Annotated in this window: 14 protein-coding genes; 8 read left to right on the top strand and 6 right to left on the bottom strand. The window is 63.9% G+C overall.

The window, feature by feature from the left end; all coding sequences use genetic code 11:
- Positions 1-13 precede the first annotated feature (13 nt).
- From ACOGI7_RS06025 to ACOGI7_RS06010, 4 genes are read left to right on the top strand one after another with little or no spacing between them, the layout of a single operon-like run.
- Entirely contained in the window at positions 14-556 is a 543-nt protein-coding gene (locus ACOGI7_RS06025) for a DnaJ domain-containing protein (RefSeq protein ID WP_419851009.1), read from the top strand.
- 38 nt (positions 557-594) lie between these two features.
- Positions 595-1,242, top strand: a complete 648-nt coding sequence (locus ACOGI7_RS06020) for an alpha-ketoglutarate-dependent dioxygenase AlkB (RefSeq protein WP_419851008.1) — start codon at positions 595-597, stop codon at positions 1,240-1,242.
- Positions 1,243-1,244: 2 nt separating this feature from the next.
- Positions 1,245-3,323: a RecQ family ATP-dependent DNA helicase gene (locus ACOGI7_RS06015; RefSeq protein ID WP_419851007.1), complete on the top strand. Its 2,079-nt coding sequence runs from the start codon at positions 1,245-1,247 to the stop codon at positions 3,321-3,323.
- The gene (locus tag ACOGI7_RS06010; RefSeq protein ID WP_419851006.1) at positions 3,316-4,344 is read left to right on the top strand and encodes a DNA-processing protein DprA; all 1,029 of its coding nucleotides are present in this window, start codon (positions 3,316-3,318) and stop codon (positions 4,342-4,344) included. The genes ACOGI7_RS06015 and ACOGI7_RS06010 overlap by 8 nt, the downstream gene beginning before the upstream one ends.
- 24 nt (positions 4,345-4,368) lie before the next feature.
- Here ACOGI7_RS06010 and ACOGI7_RS06005 read toward each other — a convergent pair whose 3' ends face one another.
- The 4 genes from ACOGI7_RS06005 to ACOGI7_RS05990 are packed head-to-tail and all read right to left on the bottom strand — an operon-like array spanning position 4,369 to position 7,571.
- The gene (locus tag ACOGI7_RS06005) at positions 4,369-5,466 is read right to left on the bottom strand and encodes a Zn-dependent alcohol dehydrogenase (RefSeq protein WP_419851005.1); all 1,098 of its coding nucleotides are present in this window, start codon (positions 5,464-5,466) and stop codon (positions 4,369-4,371) included.
- A 19-nt stretch (positions 5,467-5,485) separates the two neighbouring features.
- Positions 5,486-6,283, bottom strand: coding sequence for a 3-hydroxyacyl-CoA dehydrogenase family protein (locus ACOGI7_RS06000; RefSeq protein ID WP_419851004.1), 798 nt, complete (start codon positions 6,281-6,283; stop codon positions 5,486-5,488).
- Positions 6,280-6,996 (bottom strand): dienelactone hydrolase family protein, encoded by a 717-nt coding sequence (locus ACOGI7_RS05995; protein ID WP_419851003.1) that lies wholly within the window; start codon positions 6,994-6,996, stop codon positions 6,280-6,282. Before ACOGI7_RS05995 ends, ACOGI7_RS06000 begins: the two co-directional genes overlap by 4 nt.
- A 35-nt stretch (positions 6,997-7,031) precedes the next feature.
- Entirely contained in the window at positions 7,032-7,571 is a 540-nt protein-coding gene (locus ACOGI7_RS05990; RefSeq protein ID WP_419851002.1) for a nuclear transport factor 2 family protein, read from the bottom strand.
- Between the two features lie 54 nt (positions 7,572-7,625).
- Between ACOGI7_RS05990 and ACOGI7_RS05985 the strand changes: the two genes are divergently transcribed.
- The 3 genes from ACOGI7_RS05985 to ACOGI7_RS05975 are packed head-to-tail and all read left to right on the top strand — an operon-like array spanning position 7,626 to position 9,902.
- Positions 7,626-7,928, top strand: coding sequence for a DUF2510 domain-containing protein (locus ACOGI7_RS05985; protein WP_419851001.1), 303 nt, complete (start codon positions 7,626-7,628; stop codon positions 7,926-7,928).
- 58 nt (positions 7,929-7,986) lie between these two features.
- Complete coding sequence (locus tag ACOGI7_RS05980; protein ID WP_419851000.1) at positions 7,987-8,730, top strand: hypothetical protein; 744 nt, start codon at positions 7,987-7,989, stop codon at positions 8,728-8,730.
- A 47-nt stretch (positions 8,731-8,777) separates the two neighbouring features.
- Positions 8,778-9,902: a zinc-binding dehydrogenase gene (locus ACOGI7_RS05975; RefSeq protein ID WP_419850999.1), complete on the top strand. Its 1,125-nt coding sequence runs from the start codon at positions 8,778-8,780 to the stop codon at positions 9,900-9,902.
- A gap of 4 nt (positions 9,903-9,906) precedes the next feature.
- Here ACOGI7_RS05975 and ACOGI7_RS05970 read toward each other — a convergent pair whose 3' ends face one another.
- Positions 9,907-11,073 (bottom strand): amidohydrolase family protein, encoded by a 1,167-nt coding sequence (locus tag ACOGI7_RS05970; RefSeq protein WP_419850998.1) that lies wholly within the window; start codon positions 11,071-11,073, stop codon positions 9,907-9,909.
- A gap of 91 nt (positions 11,074-11,164) precedes the next feature.
- Here ACOGI7_RS05970 and ACOGI7_RS05965 point away from each other — a divergent pair, with 91 nt between their 5' ends.
- The gene (locus tag ACOGI7_RS05965; protein WP_419850997.1) at positions 11,165-12,400 is read left to right on the top strand and encodes a chlorophyllase/cutinase-like alpha/beta fold protein; all 1,236 of its coding nucleotides are present in this window, start codon (positions 11,165-11,167) and stop codon (positions 12,398-12,400) included.
- A gap of 15 nt (positions 12,401-12,415) precedes the next feature.
- Here ACOGI7_RS05965 and ACOGI7_RS05960 read toward each other — a convergent pair whose 3' ends face one another.
- Positions 12,416-13,387 carry a hypothetical protein gene (locus ACOGI7_RS05960; protein WP_419850996.1) on the bottom strand — a complete coding sequence of 324 codons (972 nt, stop codon included), beginning with the start codon at positions 13,385-13,387 and terminating at the stop codon, positions 12,416-12,418.

Genomic DNA, 13,387 nt, shown 5'->3' with positions numbered 1-13,387 from the left:
CTACGGTGTTTGCATGAACCGGGAGCGGGCGCTCAGGACGCTTGGGCTGGAAAAGGGGGCGCGGGCCGACGAAGTCAACCGGGCATATCGAGCACTGATCCGCCAAGCCCATCCCGATGCGGGGGGCAGCACCGCGGTGGCCGCCCGAATCACCGAGGCCTATCACTGGCTCCAGCGGGCCGGAGTTGAGCCTCCCCAAGCTCCCACACCCCCTCCCCCGCCTAAGCCAGACCAACCAGCCACCGACAAGGCCGACGGCAGCTATTCACTACGGCTCCCGCCGGGCGAGATATTCGCCCGGCTGGTCGAGGCAGGGCACCAACTGGGTGAGGTGAGCTATATCGACCGCGACGCCGGCATCGTGCAGGTCACTTTCACTGCCCACAACGGAGTTGTCTGCCAACTGGCAGCCACGGTCGTTTCAATACCGTCCCGAACCAGCCCGGGCGAAGCCAGAGTCGAATTCACCCTCGATCCCCTGGCCAGCGGCGAGGCCCCACCCATCGACCAAGTAGTCGCCCGATTCGCCCGCATCTTCCAACGCACAAGCCTCTAGCTCAAACTGTCACCGGTCGTCCGTAGAGTGGTCGGCCCATGTCAGCTGTTGCCCCACAATCCGAGCGACGCAATGCCATTGCCCAGCCCGCGCTGTGGAGTATGCAAGAGCCCATCGCACTCAAGTTGGCCCCTAACCGGGTCGACCTGGGCGACGAGGCATGGGTTGACACGATGACCGGTTTCGTCCGGGGCGGCGACTCCCTCTTGGGCACTCTGGTGAACACAGTGCCCTTGTCCACCGGAAGACGGCCCATGTACGACAACATGGTGGATGTCCCCCGGCTGTCAGGCCATCTCCCCACCGCCGTAGTGGGCTCTGCCATACCGGTGATCAGCGAAATCGCCACGATGCTGGGCGACCGCTACCAGAAAGCGTTCACCCGGGTGGGAATCAACCTCTACCGCAACGAACGCGACAGCGTGGCCTGGCACGCCGACAAGATCGGCTGGGTCATGCACCAGCCCGTCATCGGCCTGGTGTCGCTGGGCGCAGCCCGCCCCTTCCTGCTCCGCCCCATCGGCGGCGGCAAGTCCCGAAAGTTCGTCCTCGGCTCTGGCGACCTACTAGTGATGGGCGGCACTTGCCAGCACCGCTTCGAGCACGCCGTCCCCAAACTCACCCACCCCACCGCCCCCCGCCTCAGTATCACCTTCCGCCACGAATCCCCAGAAAGGAGCCCTTGAATATGCCGGACCCGCAAGCAGAATATTTTGCTTCCGAAGCTCATGACCGCTTACGAGCGTTGACTGCAAATCAGTCATCGACCTTCCGCCCTGGACAGCTTGAGGCCATTGAACGACTGGTCTTGCAGCGAAAGAGAGTTCTCTTGGTTCAGCGAACAGGTTGGGGGAAGAGCGCGGTTTACTTCATCGCTACTCGGCTCTTGCGCGATCGAGGTGCGGGTCCCACCCTGTTGGTGTCTCCTTTGTTGGCATTGATGCGGAACCAGATGGAAGCCGCTCAGCGCATGGGTGTCCGGGCGACCACGATCAATAGCTCCAACCAGGAGGAATGGGAGGCGGTGTATGCCGCCATTGCCTCGGACCAGATTGACATTCTGTTGATCTCACCGGAGCGGCTAGCCAATCGGGATTTCCGCACCGAGCACCTCCCGTCGCTCGCCCAGCGGGGCGGCCTCTTGGTGGTCGACGAAGTTCACTGCATTTCCGATTGGGGACACGACTTTCGGCCCGACTACCGACGAATCAAGAGAGTCTTGGACCTGCTTCCTCAAGGAATTCCCGTCTTGGGCTGCACTGCGACGGCCAATGATCGGGTCGTGGCAGATGTAGCTGAACAGCTTGGGGCTGAACTGGATCGCATTCGAGGTCCCCTGGGCCGTGAGGGGCTCCGGCTCCGCGTCTACGAACCAGCACCCCAGCAGAAACGACTGGCGTGGATGGCTGAAACAATTCCCAAGCTGTCTGGGACCGGCATCGTCTACTGCCTCACGGTCCGTGACGCTGAGAGAGTTGCAGCCTGGCTTTCCTCTCAGGGAATAATCGCTGTCGCCTACTCGGGCGATTCTGCCAATGACAGCCGATTGGAGATCGAACAACAACTGCTAGGCAATCAGGTGAAGGTCGTCGCTGCGACTTCCGCACTGGGAATGGGATTCGACAAACCCGACCTCTCCTTCGTCATCCACTATCAGGCACCGGGCTCCCCGATTGCCTACTACCAACAGGTGGGAAGGGCCGGGCGTAATCTGACCGAGTCGTGGGGCATCCTGCTTCAGGGCTACGAGGACGCTGCCATCCAAAGCCACTTCATCGACACGGCATTCCCGACCGTTGACCAAGCCCATGAAATTGTGGGGCTGTTGGAACGAACGGCAAGCCCCTTGAAGCTCACTGAGATTGAGCGTGCCGTGAACATCCGACGCTTGCGGCTTGAGCAGCTCCTGAAGATTCTGGAGGTCGACGGCGCAGTTGAGCGTGTCCCTGCCGGTTGGCAGCGGAGGCTTCAACCGTGGAACTACGACAGTGAGCGGGTTGAAAAAGTCACTGACCTGCGGTGGGCGGAACAGGCTCAGATGGCTGAATATGCCAGCACTGGCCAGTGCCGAATGAACCTACTCAGGTCGTACCTGGACGATCCACAGACGCATCCTTGCGGAATCTGCGACAACTGCCTCTCAGACCGCAGAGAGCTCGGGGTGAGCACCCAAGCGGTTCAGGCCGCAGTCGACTTCCTACGGGGAGCAGAGCTCGCGATTAAGCCCCGAAAACAGTTCGCTGGCGGGGGCAGTATCCCCACGGATCAACGCTGTGAATCTGGTCGCGTGCTGGCCTTGTGGGGTGATGGGGGCTGGGGAGCACTCGTCCAAGAAGGCAAGGCCGAAGGACGATTAGACGACAAACTGGTTGAGGCTTCAGCGAACTTGATCCTAGAAAACTGGAAGCCTGACCCTGCACCTGCCTGGGTGACCTATGTGCCTTCCCTCAAGAATCCTGAGCTTGTCCGAGGATTCGCCCAGCGCATCGCCCAGGAACTGGGGCTACCGTGCGATGATGCAGTTGTCAAAACTCAGGACACCCAGCCGCAGAAGTTCATGCAGAATAGTGCCAAGCAATACGCAAACATCGTGGATGCATTCAGGATCGTCTCAGAGATTCCTTCTGAGCCTGTGCTGTTAGTGGACGACATCGTGGACTCCCGGTGGACGTTCACAGTAATCGCTGCTCAGCTTCGGAGAGCTGGTGCCGGACCGGTTTACCCGTTCGCCTTGGCAGATACGGCGGGAAGGTCGGCGCGTGACTGAGTTCGGACGAATCGGGTGCGGGAGCACGGCTAACCAGGACTCGCTGGCCGCGCTGTTGCTCACCAGCAGGCTGGCTTCGGAAGGGGTCAAGCCGTTTACCTCTGCGGAGTACTGGCAGCGATCTGATCTTGCCAGCCGACCGAGCGCGCTCTTTGACGCACCGCCTGGAGCGCTGTGCAGCGTGCACGGTCTTGCCGAAGAGATGGCTTCCAGGATTGCCGCCCTCTTTGATCGAGCTATCGCGATGGCCTTTGAGGTCGACCGCTTGAAGCAATCGGGCATTCACACCATCACTCCGTTTGATGAGCACTATCCATGTCTGTTCAGGTACCGGCTGAAGGAGAAGGCCCCGGTGGTGTTACACGCTGCTGGCCCCCTTGATCTCTTCGACCGCCCAGGTCTCGGAGTGGTCGGAAGCCGAGATATTGGCGAAGAAGGCGCTGAAGTGGCCAAGAACGCGGCCCGGTTGGCTACCCGGCTGGGTTTGCCGGTGGTTTCCGGCGGTGCTCGGGGAGTGGATCAGCTGGCCATGAACGCGGCTGTTGGTGAGGAGGGAGCAGCGGGTGCCGCTATCGGCTTTCTGGCCGACTCGATGGAGCGCCAACTCAAACGGCCGGACAACCGACGGGTGATCCTCGATGGCCGCGCTCTGTTGTGTACTCCCTATAAGCCCGACGCCCGTTTCACTGCCGGGACAGCCATGGGACGGAACAAGCTCATCTATGCCGGTTCGTTGAACACACTGGTCGTGGCCAGCGACATCGAAACCGGCGGGACATGGGCGGGCGCGGTCGAATCGCTCAAACACGGTTTCGGGCCGGTCGCCGTGTGGCGGGGGCCGGGTGAAGGTCCAGGCAATGAACGCTTGGAGCAAATGGGAGCCATGCCGGTCGGCTCTTTGGATGAGTTGGGGGACTTGCTCATCAAGGCACTGGACAAGCCGATGCCTGACGGGCAGCAGATGCCACCTGAAGGAGAGGCTCGGCTTCCGTTCTCCTCAGAGTTCAGCAGCCAGAGCTGAGAGCAATTCGGAACCGACGACAGTTCAGCTCAGGTTGAAGACGGTTCTGATGCCGATGCTGGCTCGGAGGTCGTCTAGGCCGTCGTTGATCTCGTCGATGGGGCGGCGGGCGGTGATCATGGGTTCCAGGTCTAGGCGGCCGGCTTGCCAGAGGGCTAGTAGGCGAGGGACCTCGCGCTGAGAGTTGCAGCCGCCGTACAGGCAGCCCAGCAGCTTCTTCTCGGCGGTGAGGTACATGACCGCGGGGTTGATGGTCACGGTGTGCTCGACGGCAGGGGCACCAACCATCACCGTGGTGCCGCCGTTGCGGGTGGCGGCCAGGCCCGCCTCCACCAGCGGGCCGGCTCCGGCGGCATCGAAGGCGTAGTCGGCTCCAGTACCGGCGGTGGCCTCCTGAACATGGGCCACCACATCGGTTTCGTTGGGATCGAGCAGATCGGTGGCCCCAAAGGCCACTGCGGCGTTGCGGCGGTCGGCCACCGGGTCGGAGGCGAAGATGCGGGACGCACCGGCCAGGCGGGCACCCTGTACCACCGACATGCCCACACCGCCCAGGCCCATCACCAGCACGGTGGCGCCTTCCTCCACTTGGGCTGTGTTGAGCACCGCGCCGACGCCGGTCTGGATGGCACAGCCGATCACCGCGGCCACTTCCAGGGGCACGTCGGGATTGATCTTGACGGCGGCCGATTCGGCCACCAGGGTCAACTCGCCGAATCCGGCCACACCAAGACCCCGGTACACCGGCTGGCCGTCCATCGAGAACGGAATCGAGCCGTCGGGCATCGTGCCCATGAACATCGACGCTGCCGACGCGCACAGCGTCGTCTCCCCCCGCACGCACCAGTAGCACGTCCCGCACGGGCCGAACGGCGACAGCATCACGTGGTCACCCTCGGCCAGGGAGTCCACCCCGGGGCCCACCGCGTCGACAATCCCGGCAGCCTCATGGCCCAGAATGATCGGGGTCATCATCTCGGGAGCGTCGATCATGGTCAGATCGGAATGGCACAGCCCGCAGTGGGTGACCTGCACCCGCACCTGCCCTGGTCCGGGATCGACGCAGTCCACGTCGGCCATCACCAACGGCGTGGCCGGCGATGCCAAAAGTGCTGCCTTCATGAGAATCTCTTTTCTGGGTCTATTTCTTGCCGGCCTTCCAACCGGTGGTGGCACCGGAGACCATGCCGTAGGGGCCTGACGGCCACCGGAAGCAGTCCACCATGAGCTGGTCGACTTCCTCCCGGCTGGCCACACCCTCGGCCACCACCGCGTTGGCCTCCCGGATCATGGCCCCATACACCCGGTTGGTCACATATCCCCAGCTCATGGCCGAGTCTTTGATCACAACAGGGTTCTTGCCCGCAGCCGCGGCCAGGCGGCAGATGGTCTCGGTGGTCTCATCGGAGGTCTGGGGGGCCCGCACGATCTCGGCAAGCTTCATCACCGGTGGCGGCGACGCCCAGTGCCATCCAATCACCCGGTCGGCCCGATCGGTGGCCACCGCCAGAGCCTGCACCGGATACCCGCTGGAGTTGGACGCCAAGATGGTGTGCTCCGGGCATTCCTTGTCCAAGTCTCGGAATAGCTGGATCTTGAGGTCCAAGCGCTCGGGGACCGCCTCGATGATCACATCGACACCCGCGGCCGCGTCCCGGTCAGTAGTGAAGTCGATGCGGGCCAGCGCAGCTTCAGCCTCGGCCTCGGTCATCTTGCCCCTGGCCACTGCCCCCTGGATGCCGAATCGGCCCTCGGCCACCAGGCCGGGCGCGGCCGCAACAACGCCGGGATCTACGTCGAAGGCCACCACGGGATGGCCGGCGATGGCCATCACCTGGGCGATGCCCGAGCCCATCACCCCCGAGCCGATGACCCCGATTTTCTCTGAGCCGGCGACGGGCTGTCCCTGGTTGGCGGCCAACTGGCTGTCAGCGGTCACGACAGGTGTGTGCCGAACCAGGCTGTCATGCGCGACCACCCGTCGGCCGCGGCATCGGCGTTGTACGACGGGCGCTCGTCGCACAGGAATCCGTGGTCAGCATCGGCGTAGCGCACTATGTCAGTGGGCTGGGCGTTACCTTCGAGGTCGGCCCGAAGCTGCTCGACACCTTCGACGGGGATCATTCCGTCGAGGTCACCGAACAGACCCAGCCACGGGCACTGGAGGTCGCTGTGGCGGTCGGCCAGCTTGGGCATGCCGGGGGTGAACCCCTCGGTGACGATGGCCCCGCCGTAGTAGGTGACCGCCGCGCCCACTGGGCGGCTGATGGCGGTGAGGAACGTCACCCGTCCGCCCATGCAGAACCCGGTGATCCCCACCTTGTCAGACGAGATCCCCTGGCTGGCCAGATAACCGAGGGCGGCGTCCACGTCCATCAGGGAGTGTTCGTCGAGGAGATTCCCCATCATCTCGAAGATCTTGTCCATCTCGTCGTAGCCGGCCAGATTGTTCTCATAGCGGTGGTACAGGTCGGGCGCCACGGCCAGATAACCCTCAGCGGCCACCCGCCGGGCCACATCCTCGATGTGGCCGTTGAGCCCGAAGGCCTCCATGATGACGATGACCGCGGCCTGCGGATCGCCGTCAGGCCGGGCGACATACAGCCTCATCGGGCCGTCAGCGGTGGAGAGTTCTACGTTCTCGGTTTGCATGGCAGCCGATGGTAGTTCTCGGTTCGACCAGTGGCCTATTGGTCGGGCCGGGGAGCATAAACCGGATCGGAGCGGTCTCGGCTGCCCCGCAAGAAGCGCTTGTCAAAGGGGCGGAACTGCTCTTCTCGCACCCACTCGGTGGTGGCCACCCGCCGCGAGATGAGCCACGGGCCTCCATTGCGCCGAGACACGTCGTCGACAAAGCGGAAGCCCACCGACAGGTTCAGCTCTGGGGGGCCTCCCTCGGTCCAATGGCGGGCGATGCCGTGGGCTTCGGAGCGGGCCCACTGCACGGTGCCCCCATCGGCCGAGGCCGCCGACTCGGGGTCGACTTCTACGAGCACGTTCAACACGTTGTGGACCGAGCCGGTGTACCGGCGCAGCAGGCGCTCGCTCCACACCAGGTATTCGTCCACGGTGCCCTCGAAGGTGCCGTGGGAATCGGTGGCATCGGGGTGGTAGCACGATCGAACCAGATCCATGTCGAGGCGATCCACTCCCCGGCAGTACCGGTACAGCAACTCGGTGATCTCCTGTTTGGCCAGGATGTCGGCGAGTTTGGCCTGGTTGTCCACGCCCACCATTGTGCCCCGCGAACTTGCGGCCCGTCTGGTTAGACTCAGCCCGAGGTGGCTGCGAACCCCGAGCCCACGGCCTCATGGCACACCGACCCATTCGGGCGACATGAGGCCCGTTGGTGGAACGGCACAAAGTGGACGGAGAAAGTCCGCGACGGAGATCAGTCGGGGATAGACCCGCCCGGCATAGCCGTTGCCCCCCGGGGAGTGCCCCTCAACGAGCCCGCATCCCCCATACCCGGGCGTCGCACGATCCGGCTGTTCGGAAAGCGCCTGCCCGGGGCGATGCTTCTGGCCTCGGTGGCATTGGCTGCGGTGATCGTGCTGGTGATCGTTGTGGCTGTGGTGATCTAGCCGTCTTCGCGGCCCTCTGAATATCTCTGCCGATATCTCTTGCCATAGTGTCCTGCCCGTGGGCAAGAGAGAGATCATTCTGCACGAGTACGTCGACATCACGGGTCAGGCGGCATGGCCCTACATGGAGCACATCAAGATCCAGAACCGCGATGCCCGAGTCGGCTTCGAGCTGCTCGGTACCTGGTACACCATGGGGATCACCGCCCGCTGGCCCCAAGTGGTGAATCTGTGGGACTCCGGCGGCTGGGATGGCTGGCTGGAGCGGGTGGACAGACTCAACTTGAAGCGCAAGTCCAACAACCTGCTCGACGACTGGTGGGAAGAGGCCTACAAGCTCCGCACCGGCGGCTACGACCGGGTTCTAGGCTCGGTGCCCGAATCGCCCCCGGTGGCGTCGGTGCTTGCCGGTGAAGTGCGGGGCACGCTGTACATCCACGAGCTGACCGAGGTGCGGCCGGGGTCGGGCCGGGACTACCTGGCCGCCATGGCCGCCGACTACCTGCCCGCCGCCGCCGATTATGGCTACACCTGCATGGGACTCTGGGAGGTGCTGCACCACGACTACGAGGTGTGCACCGTGTGGGCCGCTTCCCCTGAGGCCTACATTCGCTTGAACAAGGCCGCCGACGCCGCCGCCGGCTTCGACGAGGGCACCGACGGTGACGACCGGTTGGTGGCGTGGCGGGCCACGGCCCAGCAGTACACCACCCGCTTTCGGGAGGAGCTGATGACCCCAGCCCCCGGCTCGCTCACGGGCCCCGAGGCCTACGAAGACGACACGTATATCAACCGGAATTAGGCATCGATCACTCGTAGGCGAGCGACTGGGCAGACTGGAGCAGAATTATGCGAGGCATCCTTTTCGACGGAGAGCAGACGTTTGTCACCGATCAACTGGAGGCAACTGATCTGGAACCCGATCAAGTGCGAGTGCGCATTGGTGCAGCGGGGGTGTGCCATTCCGATTTGTCGGTGGTCAACGGAACGTTTGGTCAGATGATCCCACCGCCATTCGTGATGGGCCACGAAGGAGCCGGCGAGGTTGTGGCCGTAGGCAACAGCGTAAGCACGGTTGAGGTTGGCGACCACGTGGTAATCGCCACCATCGACAACTGCGGCCACTGCTCGGTGTGCGCCACCGGCCATCCCACTCTGTGCCAGAACTCCAAGCTGGGAGCAGCCATCGCCCGACGCGCCCTGACTGGGGAGGATCCCAGCCCCGAAGACCTGCCGGCCTATTTCACCTATCAAGACAGCCGCGTGCTCGGCTTCGCCAATACCGGTGTGTTCGCTGAAGAGGTCGTGGTGGGCCAAGGCCAAGTGGTCGCCATCGACAAACGAGTGCCGTTCACCAGCGCCTGCCTCATCGGCTGCGGAGTGCTCACCGGCACCGGAGCCATCTTCAACCGGGCCAAGGTGTACCGGGGAGAAAGCGTGGCGGTGATCGGTGTTGGAGGCATCGGCCTCAACGTGATCCAGGCCGCCCGCATCGCCGGGGCCACCAAGATCATCGCGGTCGACAACAACCCGACCAAAGAGACCTTCGCCCGCCAATTTGGTGCCACCCACTTCGTGGACTCCAGCCAAACTCCGGCGGTGGAGACGGTGCAGGAGATCTCGTCGGGCGGGGTGGACTGCTCGGTGGAGTGCGTGGGCCACACCTCGCTGATGACAGAAGCCATTGAGATGCTGCGCCCCGGCGGGAAGATGGTGATCTTGGGAGTGGCCGGGATGGACGCGGTGATGGAGGTCGCCCCGTTCAAGCTCTACCAGGATAAGTCGATCATGGGTTGTCGCTACGGATCATCCCGCCCCGCGTTCGATATACCCGCACTGGTGGATCTCTATCTTGACGGCCGGCTGCTGCTGGATGAGCTGGTGTCGGAGCGCTACGACCTGACCGAACTCGACAAAGCGTTCGAAGACCTCGAGGCCGGAAAACTGGCCCGAGGCGTGCTGGAACTGAGCTGACAGCTCAGGCCGCCGGCGTCTCGGTGATGTCGGCGTCGAGGTCTAGATCGAAGTATTTGGCCGGGTTCTCCAGCAGCACCTTGCGGGAGATCGATTCGTCCACCTTGGTGAAGTTCTCTTCGATGAACTCCTGGGAGTCGGGGAACGACCCCACCGAGTGGGGGAAGTCGGTGCCCCACATGATGTTGTCCCACGGGATGATGTCGACCATGTCGAACACCACCGGGTCGCGGATCACGCTGAAGTGGAAGTGGTCGAGTATCTGCTCGCTGGGCTTGCGCTCGTAGCTCACCTTGAACCAGTCGCCGAACAGCTCGTAGTTGTCGTCCATGAAGTAGAGCGTGCCCGGCAGCCAACTGGCGTTGGTCTCGGCGAAATAGAACTTGATCTCCGGGAACCGCTCCAGCACGCCGGCGGCGATGAGCTGGGCCATGCAGTACACCGGGGAGTGGCTGCCGGCCCGCTGCACCAGCGCGCTCGCCCACGGGCTGTCGGACGTTCCCTTGGCCGCCGATTGGAGCGGGGCCTGCCCCGCGCCGAAGCCGAAGTGGGGGGCCAGCTTGAGACCCAGTTCCAGGCTCTTCTCCCAGAACCGGTCGTCCACCGGGTCGGCGTAGGGAGAGCCGTTGGGGAAGTTGTAGAACGCCACCGATGGCAGGCCAGCCTCGGCGACGAACTCCAGTTCCTCCACGGCATGGTCGATGCCGGTGATGGGAGTCACCGCGTTGCCGATGAGCCGGTCGGGGGCCACCGAGCAGTAGTCGTGGGCCAAGAAGGTGTTGTAGGCCCGGATCATGGAGCGGTACACGTCGGGATCCTTGATGCCCTCGAGGAATCGGCTGGCGAACACCGGCGGGAACAGCACCTCGGCGTCGATGCCATCGAGATCCTGCTCCCGGAGGCGCTGCTCGGCGGGGCCGGCACCCTCAGCCGGGCTGCCGTCGGCGTTGAAATAGGTGCCCCCAGAGAACTTCACCTTGTCGCGCCCGGCGATGTTCTGGCCGTTGCGAAGCAGCGGCTGGCCCTCGATCAGCCACCCCTCTCCCCCTTCGGGCAGGTGGATCAACCGGGGCGCCCGGTCCTTGTATTGCTCGGGGACATACTTCACGAATACATCGGGCGGCGTCTCCACATGCCCGTCAGCGCTGATTACCTTGTACTTTCGGCCCATGGACGGAGCTTATTCCTCTCAGTCGGAACCAAGTAAACCTGGACTGTTCAAGAACAGAGCGCTCGCGGCCTGGATCGCTCTTGGGCTGGCCTTGGCTCTGCTCGCCGCGGGGTGCTCCTCCAACGACGACGATTCGCAGCCCGCCGCGCCCACTGTTGACCAACCCACCGAGGCGCCAACGCCCGCCCCAACCGAAGCACCCACGCCAACGGCAACGCCCGACCCTGAGCCCACCGAAGCGCTGACACCCGACCCTGAGCCCACCGAGGCACCAGTATCAACCCCCGAGCCGCCTCCACCGCCCACCCCGGCACCCACGCCCGCGCCCCCACTGGTCTTCACCGAGTTCGGCGAGTTCCCCGTTGGGGTCAGGACCCTCGAGCTTGGAGGCGAACCCGGCCAGCAACCCCTGTCCGTTTGGTATCCCGCCGATCCAGACGCGGTGGCCGGTATGGAGACGGAGGTCTATGACTCCGCCCAGGCTATTCCCGCGGCTTTTCGAGCCTTGATCCCCGAGAGCATGCAGAGCGCGGTTGAAACCAACTCCTATCGCGATGCCCCGCTGGCCGACGGGAGCCCCTATCCGGTGGTCATTTACAGCCACGGCTTCGGCGGTCACCGTGACGTTGCCATCTTCTTAACCACCCACTTGGCTTCCCACGGCTTCGTGGTTGCATCTCCCGAGCACATCCACAGGAATCTGCCCGCCCAGGCTTTTGGCACCGCAGAGTTCAGCCCTGAGAAAGACCAAGCCGATGTCGCCAATACCCTGGCTGCACTGGAAGCTTCGTTCGGAGATGCCGCCGACACCGCCCGGGTGGGGGTGATCGGCCATTCCGCCGGAGCCAGAACCGCCCTGGACGCGTTGGCCAACGATGCGGTCTTGGCCGCCATTCCGCTGGCTGGCGGTGGAGTCGCTCCCCCGGAGGCCGTCGACAAATCGATTTTGGTGGTGGTCGCGGAATTGGACCTCACCGTGCCTACCGAGAGCAGCCTGGCCAGCTACGACTCGGCCCCCGGACCCAGAACCTTCGTCAATCTCGCCCAGGCCGGCCACAACAGCTTCACCGATAGCTGCCCCGTCATCCTCGCGGGAGGCGGGCTGGGCATGCTCGAGCCCCTCCTCGGAGCGGAACAGGTAGCCCGGGCCGAAGACGGATGCACGCCGGAAAACGCTGATCCCCTTGCCATGCAGGCTGCCCTCAAACACCTGGCAACGTCATTTTTCCTGGCAAGCCTGACGGGACGGCTCGATGTTGGGATCACCTCCGAGTTTTCCGACCTCATCGACGGTGTCGAACTGGCCGACTACCGCGGGGCAGGCTGAGCAAAGCAGCCAGGCTCAGTCCAATCCGAGGTGGCCTCGGACAAAGCGGCGGTAGCCAGCCGCACTCCAGTTGTCGTGGTCTTCGCCCCAGCCAACGGCGTCGCCGAACGTCCATTCGCTGAGGCAGTTCCACGTCCACAAGTTGGGATTGAGATGGACGCCGATGCGGTTCACCGACCGGCTGGTGGCCACCAGCTCCCGGCCCGACTCGTCCACCGCCTCGATGCGCACCACGGTGGGCGCGCCGGTGCCGGGGTCGCGTTCCAGCACGTCCCGCCGGCCCTGGCCGGGAACCAACCGGGAGTACTCGCCGTCTCGCAAGTAGTAACCATGAATGACCGTGCAGTCGGGGTCGTCTCCCTCGCCGTAGGCCATGGTCAGGGCGTGGAAGCCATCGGTGTTCGAAGCGGTGGCGTAGCTGTAGCCGCCCCGGACGGCACCGTGCAGCGTGGCGCCGAATTGGCTGCGCGGCCCCCACGATCGATCTCTCATTCCATAGGCGTCCACCTCGTACACGTCGTCGCCCAGCCGAATAGTGCCCTGGTAGCGGCCGGGCTGGTCGAGGTGGCCGTCGCCCAGATAGTTGGGCGGGCACACTGCAGTAAAGGTCAGGTCCACCTCGGCCTCACCGTCGTCTTGGCACAGGAATCTGATCCGGTACTGTTTCAAGGGCTCGATCACCTGGTAGCAGATTCCGTTGGGCAACTCGATGTCGCTCAGCGGCTGGTCGGGCAGGGGCAGATGCCAAAAGTTCTTGGCGTAGCGGCAGTTCCAGATCTGGTCGCCCCCGGTGTCCCAGAAGAACGCTCCGCCCGATGTGACCCCCTGGTTGGGTCGGAAGAACGGGTAGAGCTGGCCCGATAGCTTGTGCTCGGGAGCGGCGAAGGTGAACCAGCACGTCTCCGTCCAATAGGGGTCGTCGGAAGTCGGGGGATGAAACTCGTCGTCGGGATGAGTGGTGTGGCCAGTAGAGGGATTAGCGGACAT

Source organism: Candidatus Poriferisocius sp., from assembly GCF_965204145.1.
Taxonomy (GTDB): Bacteria; Actinomycetota; Acidimicrobiia; order Acidimicrobiales; family Bin134; genus Poriferisocius.
Note: the sequence above shows the minus strand (reverse complement) of the source record. Positions and strands in the feature narration are given on the sequence as shown.

Coding starts and splice junctions, on each gene's coding strand:
- ACOGI7_RS06025 (WP_419851009.1), top strand. CDS start 14: ATGAACCGGGAGCGGGCGCTCAGGACGCTTGGGCTGGAAAAGGGGGCG.
- ACOGI7_RS06020 (WP_419851008.1), top strand. CDS start 595: ATGTCAGCTGTTGCCCCACAATCCGAGCGACGCAATGCCATTGCCCAG.
- ACOGI7_RS06015 (WP_419851007.1), top strand. CDS start 1,245: ATGCCGGACCCGCAAGCAGAATATTTTGCTTCCGAAGCTCATGACCGC.
- ACOGI7_RS06005 (WP_419851005.1), bottom strand. CDS start 5,466: ATGAAGGCAGCACTTTTGGCATCGCCGGCCACGCCGTTGGTGATGGCC.
- ACOGI7_RS05995 (WP_419851003.1), bottom strand. CDS start 6,996: ATGCAAACCGAGAACGTAGAACTCTCCACCGCTGACGGCCCGATGAGG.
- ACOGI7_RS05975 (WP_419850999.1), top strand. CDS start 8,778: ATGCGAGGCATCCTTTTCGACGGAGAGCAGACGTTTGTCACCGATCAA.
- ACOGI7_RS05970 (WP_419850998.1), bottom strand. CDS start 11,073: ATGGGCCGAAAGTACAAGGTAATCAGCGCTGACGGGCATGTGGAGACG.
- ACOGI7_RS05960 (WP_419850996.1), bottom strand. CDS start 13,387: ATGTCCGCTAATCCCTCTACTGGCCACACCACTCATCCCGACGACGAG.